14 protein-coding genes are annotated in these 16,341 nt (G+C 35.6%); 1 reads left to right on the top strand and 13 read right to left on the bottom strand.

All coding sequences use genetic code 11. The features are described 5' to 3' along the window. Positions 1–9 precede the first annotated feature (9 nt). The 10 genes from SLH48_RS11410 to SLH48_RS11365 form a co-directional block, all read right to left on the bottom strand. Positions 10–1,020 (bottom strand): ABC transporter ATP-binding protein, encoded by a 1,011-nt coding sequence (locus tag SLH48_RS11410; RefSeq protein ID WP_320258244.1) that lies wholly within the window; start codon positions 1,018–1,020, stop codon positions 10–12. Positions 1,021–1,538: 518 nt separating this feature from the next. Beyond that, entirely contained in the window at positions 1,539–2,288 is a 750-nt protein-coding gene (locus SLH48_RS11405; protein WP_320258243.1) for a YjbA family protein, read from the bottom strand. Between the two features lie 567 nt (positions 2,289–2,855). Further along, a complete protein-coding gene (opp4C, locus tag SLH48_RS11400; protein WP_320258242.1) occupies positions 2,856–3,773 on the bottom strand; it encodes an oligopeptide ABC transporter permease in 918 nt (305 codons plus the stop codon). A gap of 13 nt (positions 3,774–3,786) precedes the next feature. Beyond that, a complete protein-coding gene (gene opp4B, locus SLH48_RS11395; RefSeq protein ID WP_214482604.1) occupies positions 3,787–4,752 on the bottom strand; it encodes an oligopeptide ABC transporter permease in 966 nt (321 codons plus the stop codon). 38 nt (positions 4,753–4,790) lie between these two features. Beyond that, positions 4,791–6,542: an oligopeptide ABC transporter substrate-binding protein gene (opp4A, locus tag SLH48_RS11390; RefSeq protein ID WP_320258241.1), complete on the bottom strand. Its 1,752-nt coding sequence runs from the start codon at positions 6,540–6,542 to the stop codon at positions 4,791–4,793. A 27-nt stretch (positions 6,543–6,569) separates the two neighbouring features. Next, positions 6,570–7,559 carry an ABC transporter ATP-binding protein gene (locus SLH48_RS11385; protein WP_320258240.1) on the bottom strand — a complete coding sequence of 330 codons (990 nt, stop codon included), beginning with the start codon at positions 7,557–7,559 and terminating at the stop codon, positions 6,570–6,572. Further along, positions 7,556–8,587, bottom strand: a complete 1,032-nt coding sequence (locus SLH48_RS11380) for an ABC transporter ATP-binding protein (protein WP_320258239.1) — start codon at positions 8,585–8,587, stop codon at positions 7,556–7,558. Before SLH48_RS11380 ends, SLH48_RS11385 begins: the two co-directional genes overlap by 4 nt. A gap of 187 nt (positions 8,588–8,774) precedes the next feature. Continuing rightward, positions 8,775–9,554 carry a DUF2268 domain-containing protein gene (locus SLH48_RS11375; protein ID WP_320258238.1) on the bottom strand — a complete coding sequence of 260 codons (780 nt, stop codon included), beginning with the start codon at positions 9,552–9,554 and terminating at the stop codon, positions 8,775–8,777. 467 nt (positions 9,555–10,021) lie between these two features. Next, the gene (gene fabF, locus SLH48_RS11370) at positions 10,022–11,260 is read right to left on the bottom strand and encodes a beta-ketoacyl-ACP synthase II (RefSeq protein ID WP_320258237.1); all 1,239 of its coding nucleotides are present in this window, start codon (positions 11,258–11,260) and stop codon (positions 10,022–10,024) included. 67 nt (positions 11,261–11,327) lie between these two features. After that, positions 11,328–12,260, bottom strand: coding sequence for a beta-ketoacyl-ACP synthase III (locus SLH48_RS11365; RefSeq protein WP_214482598.1), 933 nt, complete (start codon positions 12,258–12,260; stop codon positions 11,328–11,330). 515 nt (positions 12,261–12,775) lie between these two features. On the opposite strand from SLH48_RS11365, the gene SLH48_RS11360 reads away from it, so the two are divergent. Beyond that, the gene (locus SLH48_RS11360) at positions 12,776–13,057 is read left to right on the top strand and encodes a hypothetical protein (protein WP_320258236.1); all 282 of its coding nucleotides are present in this window, start codon (positions 12,776–12,778) and stop codon (positions 13,055–13,057) included. A gap of 94 nt (positions 13,058–13,151) precedes the next feature. On the opposite strand, the gene SLH48_RS11355 is transcribed toward SLH48_RS11360, so the two are convergent. The 3 genes from SLH48_RS11355 to SLH48_RS11345 all read right to left on the bottom strand — a co-directional run bounded on the left by SLH48_RS11355 (position 13,152) and on the right by SLH48_RS11345 (position 16,314). Continuing rightward, a complete protein-coding gene (locus tag SLH48_RS11355) occupies positions 13,152–14,111 on the bottom strand; it encodes a BMP family ABC transporter substrate-binding protein (protein ID WP_320258235.1) in 960 nt (319 codons plus the stop codon). Positions 14,112–14,282: 171 nt separating this feature from the next. Next, positions 14,283–15,200, bottom strand: coding sequence for an NAD(P)-dependent oxidoreductase (locus SLH48_RS11350; protein ID WP_320258234.1), 918 nt, complete (start codon positions 15,198–15,200; stop codon positions 14,283–14,285). Positions 15,201–15,576: 376 nt separating this feature from the next. After that, complete coding sequence (locus SLH48_RS11345; RefSeq protein WP_320258233.1) at positions 15,577–16,314, bottom strand: hypothetical protein; 738 nt, start codon at positions 16,312–16,314, stop codon at positions 15,577–15,579. Positions 16,315–16,341 lie beyond the last annotated feature (27 nt).

Below are 16,341 nucleotides of genomic sequence, written 5' to 3'. Positions count from 1 at the left end.
GTCTTACCCTCACTTCTTTAATTGACTAGTTTCATATAGTAAACACGAAACAAAATGTGATTGATCAGTTTCTACTAACTGTGGAGCTACAACTTTGCATTGTTCTTTCACTTCTTGACAACGGTTCGCAAACCTACATCCGACATCAGGCATACGAGTAATAGAAGGAACGATCCCTTCAATAGAACCTAATTTCTCAACTACGGTATCCATTTTAGGGATGGATTCCAATAGAGCTTTTGTATATGGATGCTGTGGTTTACTAAATAACGTCTCAACGTCCGCAGATTCTACAATCTTTCCAGCATACATTACGAGTACTTCATCACACATCTCAGCAACAACACCTAAATCATGAGTAATTAATATAATTGACATATCATTTACTTCTTGAATATCCTTAAGCAATTCTAAAATTTGTGCTTGCACAGTAACATCCAAAGCCGTCGTAGGTTCATCTGCAATGAGAAGTTTTGGTTGGCATGCAATTGCCATCGCAATCATGACCCTTTGTCTCATTCCTCCTGACAATTGATGTGGATATTCATCAACCACCTTTTCCGGTCTAGAAATTCCAACGCTTTTCAAGAGGGCAATGCTTTTATCTCTTGCCATCTTCTTAGAAATCTTCAAATGATTTAACAGAACTTCCTGCACCTGGGACCCTATCGTAAAGACTGGATTTAGCGCTGTCATAGGTTCTTGAAATATCATAGTTATGTCTTTTCCTCGAATACTATTTAGCTCCTTGTCACCCATCTTCTCTATATGTTTTCCCTCAAAAAAAATCTCACCGTTAATTTTCCCGATACCCTTCGGTAACAGTGACATAATAGATAATGACATAACACTTTTTCCACAGCCTGATTCTCCAACAATACCCACAATTTGCTTTGGCTTCACAGTAAATGACACTTGATCCACAGCATTATAGTATTCTCCATCTACTTGAAAAGCTGTCTCTAAATTTCTTACTTCTAATAGTGGTGATACCGTTCTTGAATGAGAATTAATACCCATAGTACACCTCAATTTTTTTTGACTCTTTTCGGTATTTTGTGGGGTTCTTCTTATTAACTACAACAACTAGACTAAAATTTCCGATTGAATAATAGCTATAAACTCTAGTTGTATAACTGTCGATTCCAAGTTCGAAAATAGTCATTTTTTATGTGAAATTTCATAATTTTCAATTCACATTCAATATATTACAAGCATTACAAATACATTACAAAATTTAGTTATTTATCAAAAATTTGTGAGATTTATATAAGTAGAGAAGGTATAATCCACCCATTATCCTATTCTTTATTACCCATTGTTAAAGCATATTTTTCGATACAAAAATCTAGGCTCTTTTCGTAAACTTTGATAATATTATTATCGAACTAATATGAATTGTGATTTACATTGTTAGTCATCGTGGTACAGAAAAAAGTTGCCACGCACTTTAGTTGTGTACATGTTTATTTCAATTACAAAAAATAATGTGAGAAAAGCAAAATAAAAAGTAATCGGATCATAGCCCGATTACTTTGTTAATTTACTTTTGACTCTTGTTCTAGCTCCCACAATTTTTCAAAAAATGGTTGTCCTTTTATTAAGTTTTCACATAAGAGCTCATGTTTACTACTCCAGCCCGTTTTTGCTTCCTCATATAAACTATACCAAGCTTCTTTAAAAGTCATTTGTTGTATATTTTCATAATGTTGTGGTTTCCATTCAGTATACCAATATCTTATTTGTGCAGCATTTTTCGTTTGATATAGCTGATCTAAGGCCATAAACAATAGCTGTTTAAGTTGTCTTTCTTTTCTCGTTAGTCCGCTCATCAGCTCCGGTTCAAGCGAAAGAATATGGTATTCCTTTTCCTCATTATGATGAAGTTCTATCGCATATGTGTCTTGTTCTTTATCTTGGACCATTTCATATACCAATTGCTCTTGTCTTGGTATAAGCCTGCTTTTTCTTATAGGTATATGATATCCTATTGTATCAATCGCAATAATCCCTGACCCATCTGTTACAACAAAACAATACTCTAATTGTTTCCGTTCATGATTTTTCCGAATGAATGCTTTCTTATGTACATCTTCTAGCAGTTGTGCAGGTAATTCCATCAAATCATTTTCAATATAAGCATAGAGAAATGGATCAACCTTAATCAATGGAACTTGATCTAATAACTCCACACTATCGTCACTTCTCCATTCGTGAAAGTGACATACATTATATCCGTTCTCTTCACCTTCAAACCAGTTTACCCAAACATCATGAAGATACAACATACTTTTACCCCTCACTTCACTACTGTTTGTCAACAGTATAGGCAGAGTACTATAAATTTATTCCATAATTTGAAACTAATCGATGCTGTTTTTCTACTTATACATATTTTAGAAAGTAAAAGTGACCATTATCTGTTAACATAATTACTATTCTTCATTATCAAATTGTAAATAAATGCTAAGCCAAATAATACAGATTCCTATTACTAATAAATAACTTTCTACCCTTTTGCTAATAAATATGACATAGTCAATAACTCCTACACCGAGTGTGAGCAAATTCAAGTAAGCTATAATACTAATTCCCCCGGCAACACAAAGACCAAATCCTACAAGAAACAAAAACAGGCGGTACATAATTTAGCTCACACTCCTCTTATTGTTATTAACACCAAAATTATTGTCAATTGATATAAATAGTGAAAAGGTACATTTCTGTCGAATATAGCAAATAACTGTAAACGGATTAATACTTGTCCTATGGAACTTATTCATATATATGAAACGAAAATAAAAAAAAGTAGTCAAAAAAAAATCTATCACTATTAAAGTGATAGATTTTTTTAATTATCGGCTAGATTTCGGATTAAATGCATCCTTCAAGCCTTCACCCACAAAATTAATTGAAAGAATCGTTAAAGCAATTGCTAAACCTGGTGGAAGCCATATCCACCATTTATATTGTAAAACATCTGGGCTACGTGCTTCTTGAAGCATGTTACCCCAGCTCGGAGTTGTCATAGGAACACCAAAACCAAGGAAACTTAAGCCAGTTTCAACAACTATCATTACCGCCAATAAGAGTGTTGCTTGTACGATAATAATAGACATGATATTTGGAAATAAGTGCTTTCTAATAACTTTCGCTGGTGAACAACCAATTGATATTGCACTAAGAATATACTCATTTTCCTTTTCAGCTAATACTCGTCCTCGGACTATACGAGCCATACCTGTCCAGCTTAATATACTAATAACAAAAATGAGAACAGCAATACCTGATTCAATAAAAATCGCTTTCAATACGATTACAAACGGTAAGAACGGAAATATTAGAACAAAATCCGTAAATCTCATAAGTACTGAATCAACCTTACCTCCGAAAAATCCAGAAGTAGCACCAATAATTGTACCGACAATAGTAAGGATTAGCGTAATTGAAAACGCGAGTAATAATGATGTCTTTCCTCCGTGAAGAACACGGTCAAATACTTCTCTCCCAGCTTTGTCAGTACCGAACCAATGCTCAGATGATGGTTCCTGACTAAGTTGACTTGTGTTGATAATATTCGTTTCTTCCATCGGTACCGTTAACGGTTCAGCTAACATACTTACAGTAGTAATAAATAGCAAGAATATTAAGCTAATCATAGCTGGCTTATTACGTAAAAATTTTCGTCGAGCTATTGCCCACGGTGATTGATTTTTGGGACGTTTTGTTTGTGGTATAACAGAGTTTGCTTGATTTGACACTGATGGTTCCATCTTTTTCACCTCACTAACCTAAACGGATTCTCGGATCAACTATCCCATAAAGTAAATCCGCTAATAAATTACCAATTAACGCCATCATTGACAGTAGCATAGTGATTGCCATTAAAACTGAATAGTCTCGGCTATTCATCGACTCAAAAAACAAGTTACCAATGCCTGGATATGTGAAAATTGATTCAACAATGATTGCCCCACTTAATAAAGATGCGATATCAAAACCTAATAATGTTACGATCGGTATAAGAGAGTTGCGTAATATATGCTTATTATAAATAGTACTCTCTTTTGTACCTTTCGCTCTCGCTGTACGAACGTAATCTTTACGTGAGCTTTCGATAATATCATTTCGTAAAAATTGCGTATAACTAGCTGTAGACATTGCACCTAATACTAAAGCAGGTAAAATCGTATGCTTTAATTTACTCATATAATATTCCAGAGTCCCAGCTTCTACACCAGCACCGATACTACCAGTTGCCGGTACCCAGCCTAATTTAATAGCAAACACGTAAATAGCAACTAATGCCGCAACAAAACTTGGAATCGCTAAGGCAATATAATTATAGGTTGAGATAAAATAATCTCCTTTTTTATAAGGATATCTTCCTGCATGTCTCCCCATCAAAAATGACAAAACATAAGCAATTAGAAGTGCAGATATTGCGAGTAAGAGTGTGTTTGGAAAGCGAGAAAATACTAGCTCAGATACATCACGTTTATGAACAAATGAATCTCCGAAATCTCCTTGTAGAACGCCGCTTATCCAACGAAAATATTGCTCGTGAATTGGGTCATTTAAACCCATTTTTTCACGCATCTCTGCAATATATTCAGGATCAGAATTGAGCGGATCAACTTTACCCGAAAGGGCATCCCCTGGCATTAGCTTAGCCAGGGTAAATACCACTACGGAGATAAGGAAAAGTAACGGAATCATTCCTAATAGTCTACGAATCGTATATTGTAGCATGTCGGATCTCCTTATCGTACAATTTCAAATAGATTTTATTACTCTGTAACATACCATTTTTCGAAATCGAGTACGCCAAATGGTGTAACTGTTACGCCTTTTAAGCGCTTGTTAATCGCCCAAGCATCTTCACGTTGTTCAAAGAAAATAACAGGTAGCTCTTCGTTAACAAGTTTTTGCCATTCGTAATAAATCTCTTTGCGGTGCTCAAGTACATCTTTGCTTGGATCTTCTGGGAATTGGATACCAGCTTTAATTAGTTCGTCAGATTCTTCATTATACCAGCGCCACATGTTCCACTTATCAGTACTTAACCAAATACCTGACGGATCTGGATCTGTAGCTAGTCCCCAAGCACCATGGAATGTTTCAACAGATGGATCATCTGCTTCAATCGTATCATAGAATAAGTTGAAGTCTTTTAGTGCTCCACCGTTTAATTGAGCATCAAGTCCAACATTTTGCCATGCTTGTAGTACGTATTGAGCACGAATCTCAGACGTTTCTGCACCACTCATCGCGTCAAAGTTAATCGTGAATTTATTTCCTTCTGGATCTTCACGGAAGCCATCACCATCAACATCGACATAGCCAGCTTCATCTAACATTTCCATTGCTTTATCTGGATCATAATCATATGTGTTAATTTGATCATCAGGAATTTTTGCCCAAGAAACAGATGGGAAAGGAACATTTAATGGTTTTCCAAGTCCATTTCTAAAGCTATCTACAAATTCTTGTCGATTAATCGCAGTAGCCATTGCATGACGTAACGTTTTGTTTTGGAATTTCGGGTTGTCACTTACTACTACGTTGTTTTCAGTATCGTAATAACCCATATCAAAAGCGATATAGCTGTATGATAAAGCATCTACTACTTCATTCTCAAGGTTTGGTAAATCTTTAATAATCTCCCACTGGTCAGAAGGTGCTGTGATAATGTCGATCTCACCACTTTCAAGCAAACCTGAAGCTAATGCGCCATCTATTACTTTATACACAACACCATCTAATAAAGGTCTGCCATTCCAGTAATCGTCAAAACGCTCTAATTCAACCATCTCACCAGGTACGATGTTTTTCACTTTAAATGGTCCAAGACCAATTGGGTTTACACGAACTTGATCAGAATCAGGTACTTCTTTAGATGATAAATCTCCGAAATAATGTTTTGGTTCTGGTACTGTCCAGATGTTATCAACTAAGTTAACAGATGGTTCTGTTACTTTTACTTCAATTGTATAGTCATCTACTACTGTAATACCTGAAATCGTGTCAGCATTACCTGCTTGGTAATCCTCAGCACCTTCAATCATTGCTACGTTTGAAAAACGAGCTCCTTCATAAGTAGGGTCAGCAATTAAGTACCAAGCATATTCCATATCCTCAGCAGTTAACTCTTCGCCATCATGCCATTTAACACCTTGCTTTAACTTAAACGTTAACGTTAGCTTATCTTCAGAAAGCTCCCAGTCTGCTAAGTTTGGTACAGTTTGTAAGTTTACATCAGTAGCAGTTAAGCCCTCCTGCATAAACTGTAAAATTTCTGCATCATCAGTTCCTTCATAATATGCATACGATAATACACCTTTAAACGGTGATGTAAAACCGTATGTCACAATTCCGCCTTCTTTAGGACCTTCTTCTTCTGTAACTTCAGTATCGTTGGAATCAGTTTCTTCTGTGTTATTATCATCTGCTGGAGCTGAAGCGTCATCCCCGCCACCACAAGCAGCTAAGAACAATGCTAACACAAGCATTAATGAAAACAGCCATAATGATTTTTTCATAGTTCTCCCCCTAATTAATCAGTTTCGTTAATATAAGTGACATGCTACTTTATGACCTTTTTTCACCTCCTTCAAAACAGGCTTCACCTTCTGACACTCCGGTTTAGCATGGGCACAGCGTGGATGGAAAGCACAGCCTTCAGGTGGATTTGCTGGACTAGGTACGTCCCCTTCTAAAATAATGCGCTCTTTTTTCTTCCTTGGATCAGGTTCAGGAATCGCAGATAACAGCGCTTGGGTATACGGGTGTAAAGGTTCAGCATACAAGCTTTCTTTATCAGCAAGCTCTGCGATCCCACCTAAATACATAACACCAATTCTATCACTCATATGTTTCACTACACTTAAGTCATGTGCGATAAACAAATACGTTAAATCAAATTCATCTTGTAATTCTTTCAACAAGTTTAATACTTGTGACTGCACTGACACGTCAAGTGCGGACACAGGTTCATCGGCAATGATAAGCTTTGGGCGAAGTGCAAGCGCTCTAGCTATACCGACACGCTGTCTTTGTCCACCTGAAAATTCATGTGGATATTTATAGTATGCATCAGGAGGTAGCCCAACCTTCTTCAGCAAATCCATGACATCTTCTTTTAAATCTTCTTCAGAAACTTTTTTGTAATTGCGAATAGGCTCTGATACCAAACTTCCGACCATCATTGTAGGATTTAGTGAAGCATAAGGATCTTGGAAAACCATTTGGAAGTCTTTACGCATCTGTCTTAGGGATGCACCTCTTAACTTCGTAATGTCTTGTCCATCAAAAATAATCTTGCCGTCTGTCGGTTCCAACAAACGTAAAATCGTTCTACCTGTTGTTGATTTACCACATCCAGATTCTCCTACAAGCCCGAATGTTTCACCCTTCTTAATTTCAAAGGATACATCGTCAACTGCTTTAACATTGCCTATCGTTCTACGTAAAATTCCACCTTTAATAGGATAGTAAGTTTTCAAATTTACTATCTCTAGTAAACTTTCTTTTTCTTCTAAAGTTGATTGTTGGCTCATTTACTCACCTTCACCCTTTCAGTAGGAAAGCTGTTTTCATATAACAAACAAGCTACCTCATGATTAACATTATCCTCTTTCAGCTGTGGTGTTAATTCTCTACATTCTGCCATTGCTTGTGGACAACGGTCAACAAATTTACAGCCAGTTTTCGGCATATTGACTAGGGAAGGTACAATTCCTTCAATAGAACTTAACTTTTCAACTTCCTCATCTAACTTAGGAATGGAACCCATTAATAGCTTCGTGTACGGATGCTTCGGGTTGTAAAACAGTTCTTCTGCACTAGCTCTTTCAGCAATTCTACCTGCATACATAACGATTACTTCATCGCACATCTCTGCAACGACACCTAAATCATGCGTAATAAGAATGATTGACATATCATTTACTTCTTGAATTTCCTTAAGCAATTCAAGAATTTGGGCTTGTACAGTTACGTCGAGTGCAGTTGTAGGCTCATCAGCGATCAACAATTGTGGCTGACAAGCGATAGCCATTGCTATCATTACCCTTTGTCTCATTCCACCTGAAAGCTGGTGAGGATATTCTTCGACAATTTGCTCAGGTCTGGAAATTCCGACACTTTTTAATAAAGAAACACTTTTCAAGCGCGCTTCACGTTTAGAAATATTCATATGGTTAAAAAGTACTTCTTCAAGTTGAAAGCCGATTGTGAAAACTGGATTTAGTGCAGTCATCGGCTCTTGGAAAATCATAGAAATATCTTTTCCGCGAATTGTATTCATCTCATTATCATCTAAATCTTGCAATTCCTTACCTTTAAAATCAACTTGTCCACTTCTAATTTCTCCGTTGTGCTTTGGTAACAGCTTCATGATGGAAAGTGACATAACACTCTTTCCGCATCCTGATTCTCCAACAATTCCGACAATTTGCTTCGGCTTTACTGAGAATGACACATTATCAACGGCATTGTGGTATTCACCATCAATTTTAAAGGCTGTTTCTAAATTGCTCACCTTTAATAAAGGTGTTTCAGCGTTTTGACGAGAATTTGAACTCATAGTACACCTCTAATTAGTAATATATTTAATATGAATTTTTAAACATAATATTATAATAAAATATATTACAGATTCTTTACAAAATCAATATATTTTTTAAAGTTACAATATTTTCAAAATATAAAAAAAAGAAAAGTAGCTAGTATACTAGATTTTCTACTACTCCTCTTTAAGCATTTAATAATGATTAAAAGTCTGAATATTTAACGATGTCATTACTTTGGAAAGATAACAAAGTCTTTATCGCATCACCTTGATGATCTATACACGATTTCACTAATTGATATCCAACATTATAGCCTACCATTTTTGGAAAAAGTCCATGACCATATAGAAGCTGATCATGAATCCGGTGACTTCTTAACACATTCCTTTTCGGTTTTATTATTTTATTCCAATAATATTGAGCTTCATCCTGAGAGTAATAATTCGTCCATGCAGCAGCATATTTATCCCCAAGTCTTTCCCTAACAGCATTTTCAGCGAGCCCCTCTAAGATAATCGTATCCAATAGAGTATAACTGTCATCATTTTTTTTGTACTTTGATAACCTACAAACATGATTATATTCATGTGTAAATAAAGCACGAATTTCATTTTTCTCATTTTGTGGAGAGACGAATAAAAATAGCTTATCTTTAAAAGCAACACCAGATTTACCATTGTATTCGCGCAAGCCTGGATTTGATGAATCGGCTGGAAAAATGATGATCGGTACATCTTCACCCGCCCATTCTTTTTGTAAAAGTTGATGCTCTTTTTTTACAATTTCCCATACTTTATTCTCCTTGAGCTCATGTATACATTCCTTACCATTCCTTGAGGGGCGATACATTCCAAAGGAACGAAGATATGAATAGATAGACCTCTCAGATGTTCCTCCAAATAATTTTGCTAATTTTTCACACAGTTTATATGGTTCGTCGTACCATTGATCCAGCCATTCATAGGTAGATATTACAGGCATCTTTTTCACCCTTTTATTGTATGATTAATATTAACAATATGCGCTGTTTTCGCATTAATTGATGTATCTCGTATCTCGTATGAAGAATAAATAGTCTTAGAGACTATTTTCTTTATGAGATGAATGTTGTAAAACCATCAGTTTGTTAACTTTTTTAAAAAGGCTGTTTTCGCATTGGTTGTTCTATTACGTATTAAGAAATAAACACGTAATACACAACTAGAGTTCGTGACACCTTTTCTTCTGTACAACGATGGTTAACATATAAAACTTCTTTTTATGGCACTAATTTTGTAACAATGGCTACAAAATATACGAAAAGAGCCTAATCATGTTATTAATCACTTCTTAAAGAAGAATACAGTTTTCTTTTCATCATATGACAAAATGTTAATGTGAGTGCATAGGCCATATAAGCACAAAAAACTGGCATATAAAAATAGCCAGTTTTTTGGGTGATCATATTATTATTCATAACTTTTAAAGACTAATACTGCGTTATGACCCCCGAAACCTAATGAGTTACTTAACGCTACAGATACTTCCTGTTTTCTAGCTTCATTCGGAACGTAATCAAGGTCGCAATCAGGGTCAGGAGTTTCCAAGTTAATAGTCGGAGGAATGATTCCTTCCTTAATCGATAGGACTGAGAATATTGCTTCTATCCCACCTGCAGCACCTAGTAGGTGGCCTGTCATGGATTTCGTTGAGCTAATTGGTAGTTTTTCGGCATACGAACCAAACACTTCTTTAATCGCCATTGTTTCAAATTTTTCATTGTATTGTGTGCTCGTACCGTGAGCATTAATATAATCAATTTGTTCTGGTGTAAGGTCAGCATCCTCAATTGCTTGCCTCATTGCACGAACACCACCTTCTCCACCTGGTGCAGGTGCTGTAATATGATAGGCATCTCCAGTAGAACCGTAACCGACTACTTCTGCATAAATTTTTGCCCCTCTTGCTTTAGCAAACTCTAGCTCCTCTAGGACAATGATTCCAGCTCCTTCACCCATTACGAAACCATCTCGATTTTTATCAAAAGGACGGCTCGCTGTATCTGGATCTGGATTTGTTGACAACGCCGTATTAGCACAAAATCCAGCCATGGACATTTTCGTAATTGGTGCTTCCGCGCCACCTGAAACCATTACATCCGCATCTCCTCGCTGGATGACTTTAAATGCATCACCGATAGAATTCGTCCCAGTAGCACATGCTGTGACAGTACAAGAATTTATCCCTTTGGCACCGAGAGCAATTGACACTTGACCTGCTGCCATATCAGGGATAATCATCGGTACAAAAAACGGACTCACACGACGATAGCCTCGTTTTTGAAATGTTTCAAATTGATTTTCAAATGTTTCCATACCACCTATCCCAGATCCGATCCAGACACCAACTCTTGGAGCAATATCATCTGTGATTGTTAGGCTGGCATCTTTTACTGCCATCAAAGATGCAGCTAACGCAAATTGCGTAAAACGATCCATTTTTCGTGCATCTTTCTTTTCCATAAAATCTTCAGGGTTAAAGTCTGTTGCTTCACCTGCTACCTTAGCAGGATAATCATCTGGGTTCACGCGCGTAACAGTTCCAATACCCGAAACACCTTTTATTAAATTTTCCCATGTTGCTTCCACTGATGATCCAAGAGGTGTAACAGCACCTAAACCTGTAATAACAACTCTACGTTTATTCATTGTAAGCATCTCCTTTGTCCATTTATACATGAATTACTCAACATTTATTTAAATAATTTAATTTTTGTTATTTCCCCCAACGGAAAGCAATAGCTCCCCAAGTTAAACCTCCGCCAAAGCCGACCATGACGAGCAAATCATCATCTTTGATCTTACCAGCCTCTAGCTCTTCAACGATGGAAATTGGGATTGAAGCAGCTGAAGTATTCCCATATTTATGCACTGTTTTTGACATTTTTTCTTCTGGTAGTTCGAGCCTTGTTCTCGCTGATTCCATAATACGAATATTCGCTTGATGAGGAATGAGAAAGTCAACATCTTCTTTTGTCAATCCAGCTTTTTCCAATACATTGACACTAGACTCACCCATTTGCCTTACCGCAAATTTAAAGACTTCACGTCCATTCATAATGATATATTCATCTTGGTATAAATGGTTTGCACCGGTTCCATCCGCTCCTAGTTCAAAAGAAAGTAAGCCTCTACCTTCTGAAACAGGCCCCATAACGACGGCACCAGCCCCATCCCCAAATAAGACAGCCGTATTGCGATCTTCCCAGTTAGTAATCTTAGACAATTTTTCAACACCAATGACTAACACATGCTTATAAGTCCCGGTAGATATAAATTGTTTGGCGGTTACCATGCCATACATGAACCCAGCACAAGCAGCACTTATATCCATAGCGTTCGCTTTACTTGCTCCTAACCTCTCCTGAATTCTGCATGCTACTGATGGAAATGGCTGATCTGGTGTCACCGTAGCAACTAAAATCATATCTACTTCATCAGCTGTGATTTCCGCATCTTTTAACGCTTTTTCTGCAGCAAAAAATGCCATGTCTGACGTATCAATATCATCATTGGCAATTCTACGTTCCTCTATCCCTGTGCGTGTACGAATCCACTCATCAGATGTATCCATCATCTTTTCCAAATCAGCGTTTGTCAACACACGTTCGGGTAAATATCGACCAATTCCTAAAATACCTGCATTCATATGCTAATCTCCTTTTTATTAATGGCTTTTTCGCATCGATTGATGTTTTTTGTATTAAGACAAAAACACGTATACAAGAAACATGGTATCTTTTCTTCAAGACTATGGCATTCATACAAAAACTCATTTAGCTTTAACTATTTTGTAAAGATGGCAACAAGATTTATGAAAAGAGCCCTTATTAATAGTAAATATTATTACTTGGTACTAATTTTACTCCATATTGTTCCCTTTTAGCAACTTTATTGTCTCAAAAAAATGGACGTTCACCTAAGTATCATTATGATATCCGTCTACGAAATTTGTTTTAATAAAACATATGCTATAAGTAAGGTGATTTTCGCATACATTGTGGTTTGCTTATTAAGAACTTAAAAATATTTCCAAATAATTTGCGCGAAACCACTGCTAAGTTCAGGTTAGCTCCTAATTTAACTATGTTAAATTAGGAACAATAGCAGCAACAGTTACGAAATGATCCACGAGTATTAAAGCACATGAAGTGGGGTGATACTATGGAAAAAGAAGAACAACATTCGAGGGGTGCTGAAACAAGACCGGTTGATCCTTTTTCAAGGTCTTTATTCGGCCCACGAAGAGACAGAGACAGACAAACTCAAAATTTCAGAGAACAACAACCAAGTGTCAATCAGACACCACAACAACAAAATGATGAAATAGACTATGTGAAAATAATGGAACAATTGAATGATATTTATAACTCATATAATCAACTTAAACCAATGATGAAAGAGCTCACTCCGTTATTTAACTTTTTTAAAAAATCAAAAAAATGATTCAAGAATTACGAAGCTACCGCCTTTCATGAAAGAGCCTATTTACTTATTACTAAAACACCAGCAGTTTTTACTCTTATATTCACACTTTTAATTATTCAATTTGATTAGGTAGCTTCCCCGTATCTTTATAAATCTGAATATAGCTATTTATTTTTTTCTGATAAGCTTGATCTATCTTTGGGCTAAATACCCCCATGGTAATAACTTCATCCTGAAAATCGAAATATAAATTTCCTGATTCAAGCGTTCCATCGTTATACCTTTCCGCAACAAGTTCATATAATATATCAACGTTTTGAACCGTACTCGTTAACACCGTTGCCTGTCCTAAATCTGATTGATCTGAAACGTAACCAATTGCATACAGTCCATTTTCTTTCAGCCTCTCAATAACAGGAACATTAAACCCATCACCAGCAGGATAGACAACATCAACACCTTCACTAATCATTCTATCGACAACTTGTAATGCTAAGTCAATATCATTCCAATTTTGTACATATTCAACTTTTACCTCAACTTCATCGTTCGTTTGAAATAGTGCACCTTCAAAAAAACCATCTACCTCTGGCTGCCAATCAAACGCAGCTATAACCCCAACCTTATTGGATTGAGTCATTTTCCCAGCTACCATACCACCAAAAAAACCCATCGCATTTGCTTCAAAATTAAGGCTCGTTATATTTTCAATAACGGCATCACCATTAAAATATATAAAATGTATATTTGGGTATTGAGGAGCTATTTTATTAAAGTATTCCACATATTCATTCCCATGACCAAATATTAGATTTACGCCTTTGGCACTGAGGTCCTCAACTGCAACCTTTACAACAGCTTCGTTATTCATTCCTTCTTTTAAAAAAACATCTACATTAAAGTTAGACTGAATCTTTAACATCCCTTTATAACCCTTTGTCCCCCATACTTGATCATTAACTGTATCAGGTACGAGAAGACCAACATTGTTGATTTTATTGCCCTCTGAATTCTCACATCCTGCAATCATGAAAATATAAAGGAAAATGATTACTGTTAACAGCTTAGGCATTTACAGCAACTCCTTTAGCGACATAGGTGTAGTACTATTTATTCACTTCTATGTAACTAGTATACAAGCTTGAATTTATTTTACTTGATTACTATATCAAATTGATCATAGCTAACTCTTATTTTACCTTGACGTTTGCTCATTTGTAAAAGGGGAATTTTTTTACAATTACTAAATCAAATGTTTCATTATTTTTTTTGTGTGTGCTACCTGCTTCTTAATTCCTTCATCTATTGTTGTTTGTGGATAAAAATTTAATAATTTCCTTACCTTTGTCGTATCTATGATTGGGTATTTGTACTCATTTCTCAAAGATGATTCTTGTTCATAAATTAACTTATAACCATTAAACCATTCACTTTCATTACCGCTTGCAAAATGGATGATTTCGTTTGATAAATTATTTGACCCAAGAACATATAAACTATTTAATAAATCACGAATATATAAAACATCACTTGTGTCTTCATGTATAGTGGGGTGATCAGAGTGGAGATCAGTAGTTACAATCCCATGCTGAAACGCCATTTCCATAGGTTGCCACGGTCCATATAGCGTTGGTAAACGGACAATAATGTATGGAAATTCTAGATCATTTTCTTTGTTCATCACTAATATTTCTTCACGATGGTGTAATAATCCGTTCAATGATTTAGGTGTTGGTTCTGTTTCTTCATTAATTACTTGCTCATTACGATTAAACATATCAAGTGTAGATACGAGGATTAATTTACATTTGCGCTGAGCACAAAAATTAATTACTTTCGTTAATAAAGTGAGTGACTTTTCTATATACTTTTGTTGATAAAATTCACTTTTTATATGAATTGTAGGATCAAACAAGCAATAATATATCGCGGAGCTTGTGTCGATATCGCCCTTGTGAATGAAAGGTGAACCCTCTTCATGCTCAAGTAAATGAAAATTAGCATTTCTACCCAAGTGCAACATTTTTTGTTCAATAAATTTATCACACTTTTCAATTAAAGGGTTTCTCACACCAAATACTTCCATCCCTTCTTCCAGAAGGTAACAACTAAGATTGAATCCAACAAAACCCATCGCACCAAATACCATCGCCTGCTCCAATCTTTCCCCTCCTCCGACCATTTCCTCATTAATTTGATTTCACTAAACAGTATCAATTGTTACGCAATTGTTAAAAAGCCTTTTCATACAAAGGTTTATATAGTCTATACAAAAATGTTTCTTGCCTTTTTTTCTTCTATTTAAAATAACCACTTATAAATCCACTTTGCAATTCTAACTTAATAAAAGAAGCAGCGAAGTTTATTTAAATAACCACTCTAAGCAAATCTTATATTAATGCTGTTTTCGCATTGATTGTTGGTGTTCGTTATAAGATAATAGCACTTTTACATCTAGCGTTCTTGGCATTTTTTCTATTTTACATTTATTGAGCTACAAAAAACTCATCATATAATAAACAACAAATTTTCCTGTATTAAAGGACCTTTTCATTCTCTCTATAAAACCGTATGATAGATTGAGCAATGCTATTACGCTTTTCTTGTAAGTGATAAGCAAGTGTAATAGGAGCACTCATACTTTTTCTTAATTTCTCATACTTTCTACAATGGATCATTGGATTATAATAATAGTTGTCTACTGACTGCCATATTTTAATATTTGTACTATTATTTTTATACTCATGTTTAAGGTTCATTAAATGAACTTCTGCATTTTTTTCATCAATATCATGTGCTGCTGCAAATTCTTTTAAAAAACGTTTGTAAAAAAATTTGTTGTCTTTTTCCGCATTTGCCTGTGCAATTAAATCAATACATGGGTTTAATAAAACCGTAGAACGAATTTTAGCTGCATCATCCTCCATTAATTGCAAAGCTACTAAAGCTCCCATCCCTTCTGCTAAAACATGAATACGTTTATTTAAAATCTCTTTACGCATAATTATGTGATACAACCTTTTTGCTAACAATAGTGCTTTTGGACTTCCCCAATGTTCATTATATAAGTTGGAATAAAACACCGTATATCCATTGTTAGAAAATGAATCTAATAACAAACTTCTACCCATATTTTGCATCCAAAAACTCGTCTGTTGATCTACATAATGGTTTTTATCACCTATCACAAATACACCAAAACCATTCGGTTTATATGGAATATGGACAACGTTCCATTCTTTATCTAATTGTAGAAAGCGTTTTAGTTCTTCCATAGCTCCCCCGCCTCACACTAATCAAGC

The sequence above is a fragment of the Cytobacillus sp. IB215316 genome (assembly GCF_033963865.1).
In the GTDB taxonomy this organism is placed as follows: domain Bacteria; phylum Bacillota; class Bacilli; order Bacillales; family SM2101; genus Nanhaiella; species Nanhaiella sioensis.
This window is presented reverse-complemented; position numbering and strand designations above follow the sequence as displayed.

Coding starts and splice junctions, on each gene's coding strand:
- SLH48_RS11410 (WP_320258244.1), bottom strand. CDS start 1,020: ATGGGTATTAATTCTCATTCAAGAACGGTATCACCACTATTAGAAGTA.
- SLH48_RS11405 (WP_320258243.1), bottom strand. CDS start 2,288: ATGTTGTATCTTCATGATGTTTGGGTAAACTGGTTTGAAGGTGAAGAG.
- opp4C (WP_320258242.1), bottom strand. CDS start 3,773: ATGGAACCATCAGTGTCAAATCAAGCAAACTCTGTTATACCACAAACA.
- opp4B (WP_214482604.1), bottom strand. CDS start 4,752: ATGCTACAATATACGATTCGTAGACTATTAGGAATGATTCCGTTACTT.
- opp4A (WP_320258241.1), bottom strand. CDS start 6,542: ATGAAAAAATCATTATGGCTGTTTTCATTAATGCTTGTGTTAGCATTG.
- SLH48_RS11385 (WP_320258240.1), bottom strand. CDS start 7,559: ATGAGCCAACAATCAACTTTAGAAGAAAAAGAAAGTTTACTAGAGATA.
- SLH48_RS11380 (WP_320258239.1), bottom strand. CDS start 8,587: ATGAGTTCAAATTCTCGTCAAAACGCTGAAACACCTTTATTAAAGGTG.
- SLH48_RS11375 (WP_320258238.1), bottom strand. CDS start 9,554: ATGCCTGTAATATCTACCTATGAATGGCTGGATCAATGGTACGACGAA.
- fabF (WP_320258237.1), bottom strand. CDS start 11,260: ATGAATAAACGTAGAGTTGTTATTACAGGTTTAGGTGCTGTTACACCT.
- SLH48_RS11365 (WP_214482598.1), bottom strand. CDS start 12,260: ATGAATGCAGGTATTTTAGGAATTGGTCGATATTTACCCGAACGTGTG.
- SLH48_RS11360 (WP_320258236.1), top strand. CDS start 12,776: ATGGAAAAAGAAGAACAACATTCGAGGGGTGCTGAAACAAGACCGGTT.
- SLH48_RS11355 (WP_320258235.1), bottom strand. CDS start 14,111: ATGCCTAAGCTGTTAACAGTAATCATTTTCCTTTATATTTTCATGATT.
- SLH48_RS11345 (WP_320258233.1), bottom strand. CDS start 16,314: ATGGAAGAACTAAAACGCTTTCTACAATTAGATAAAGAATGGAACGTT.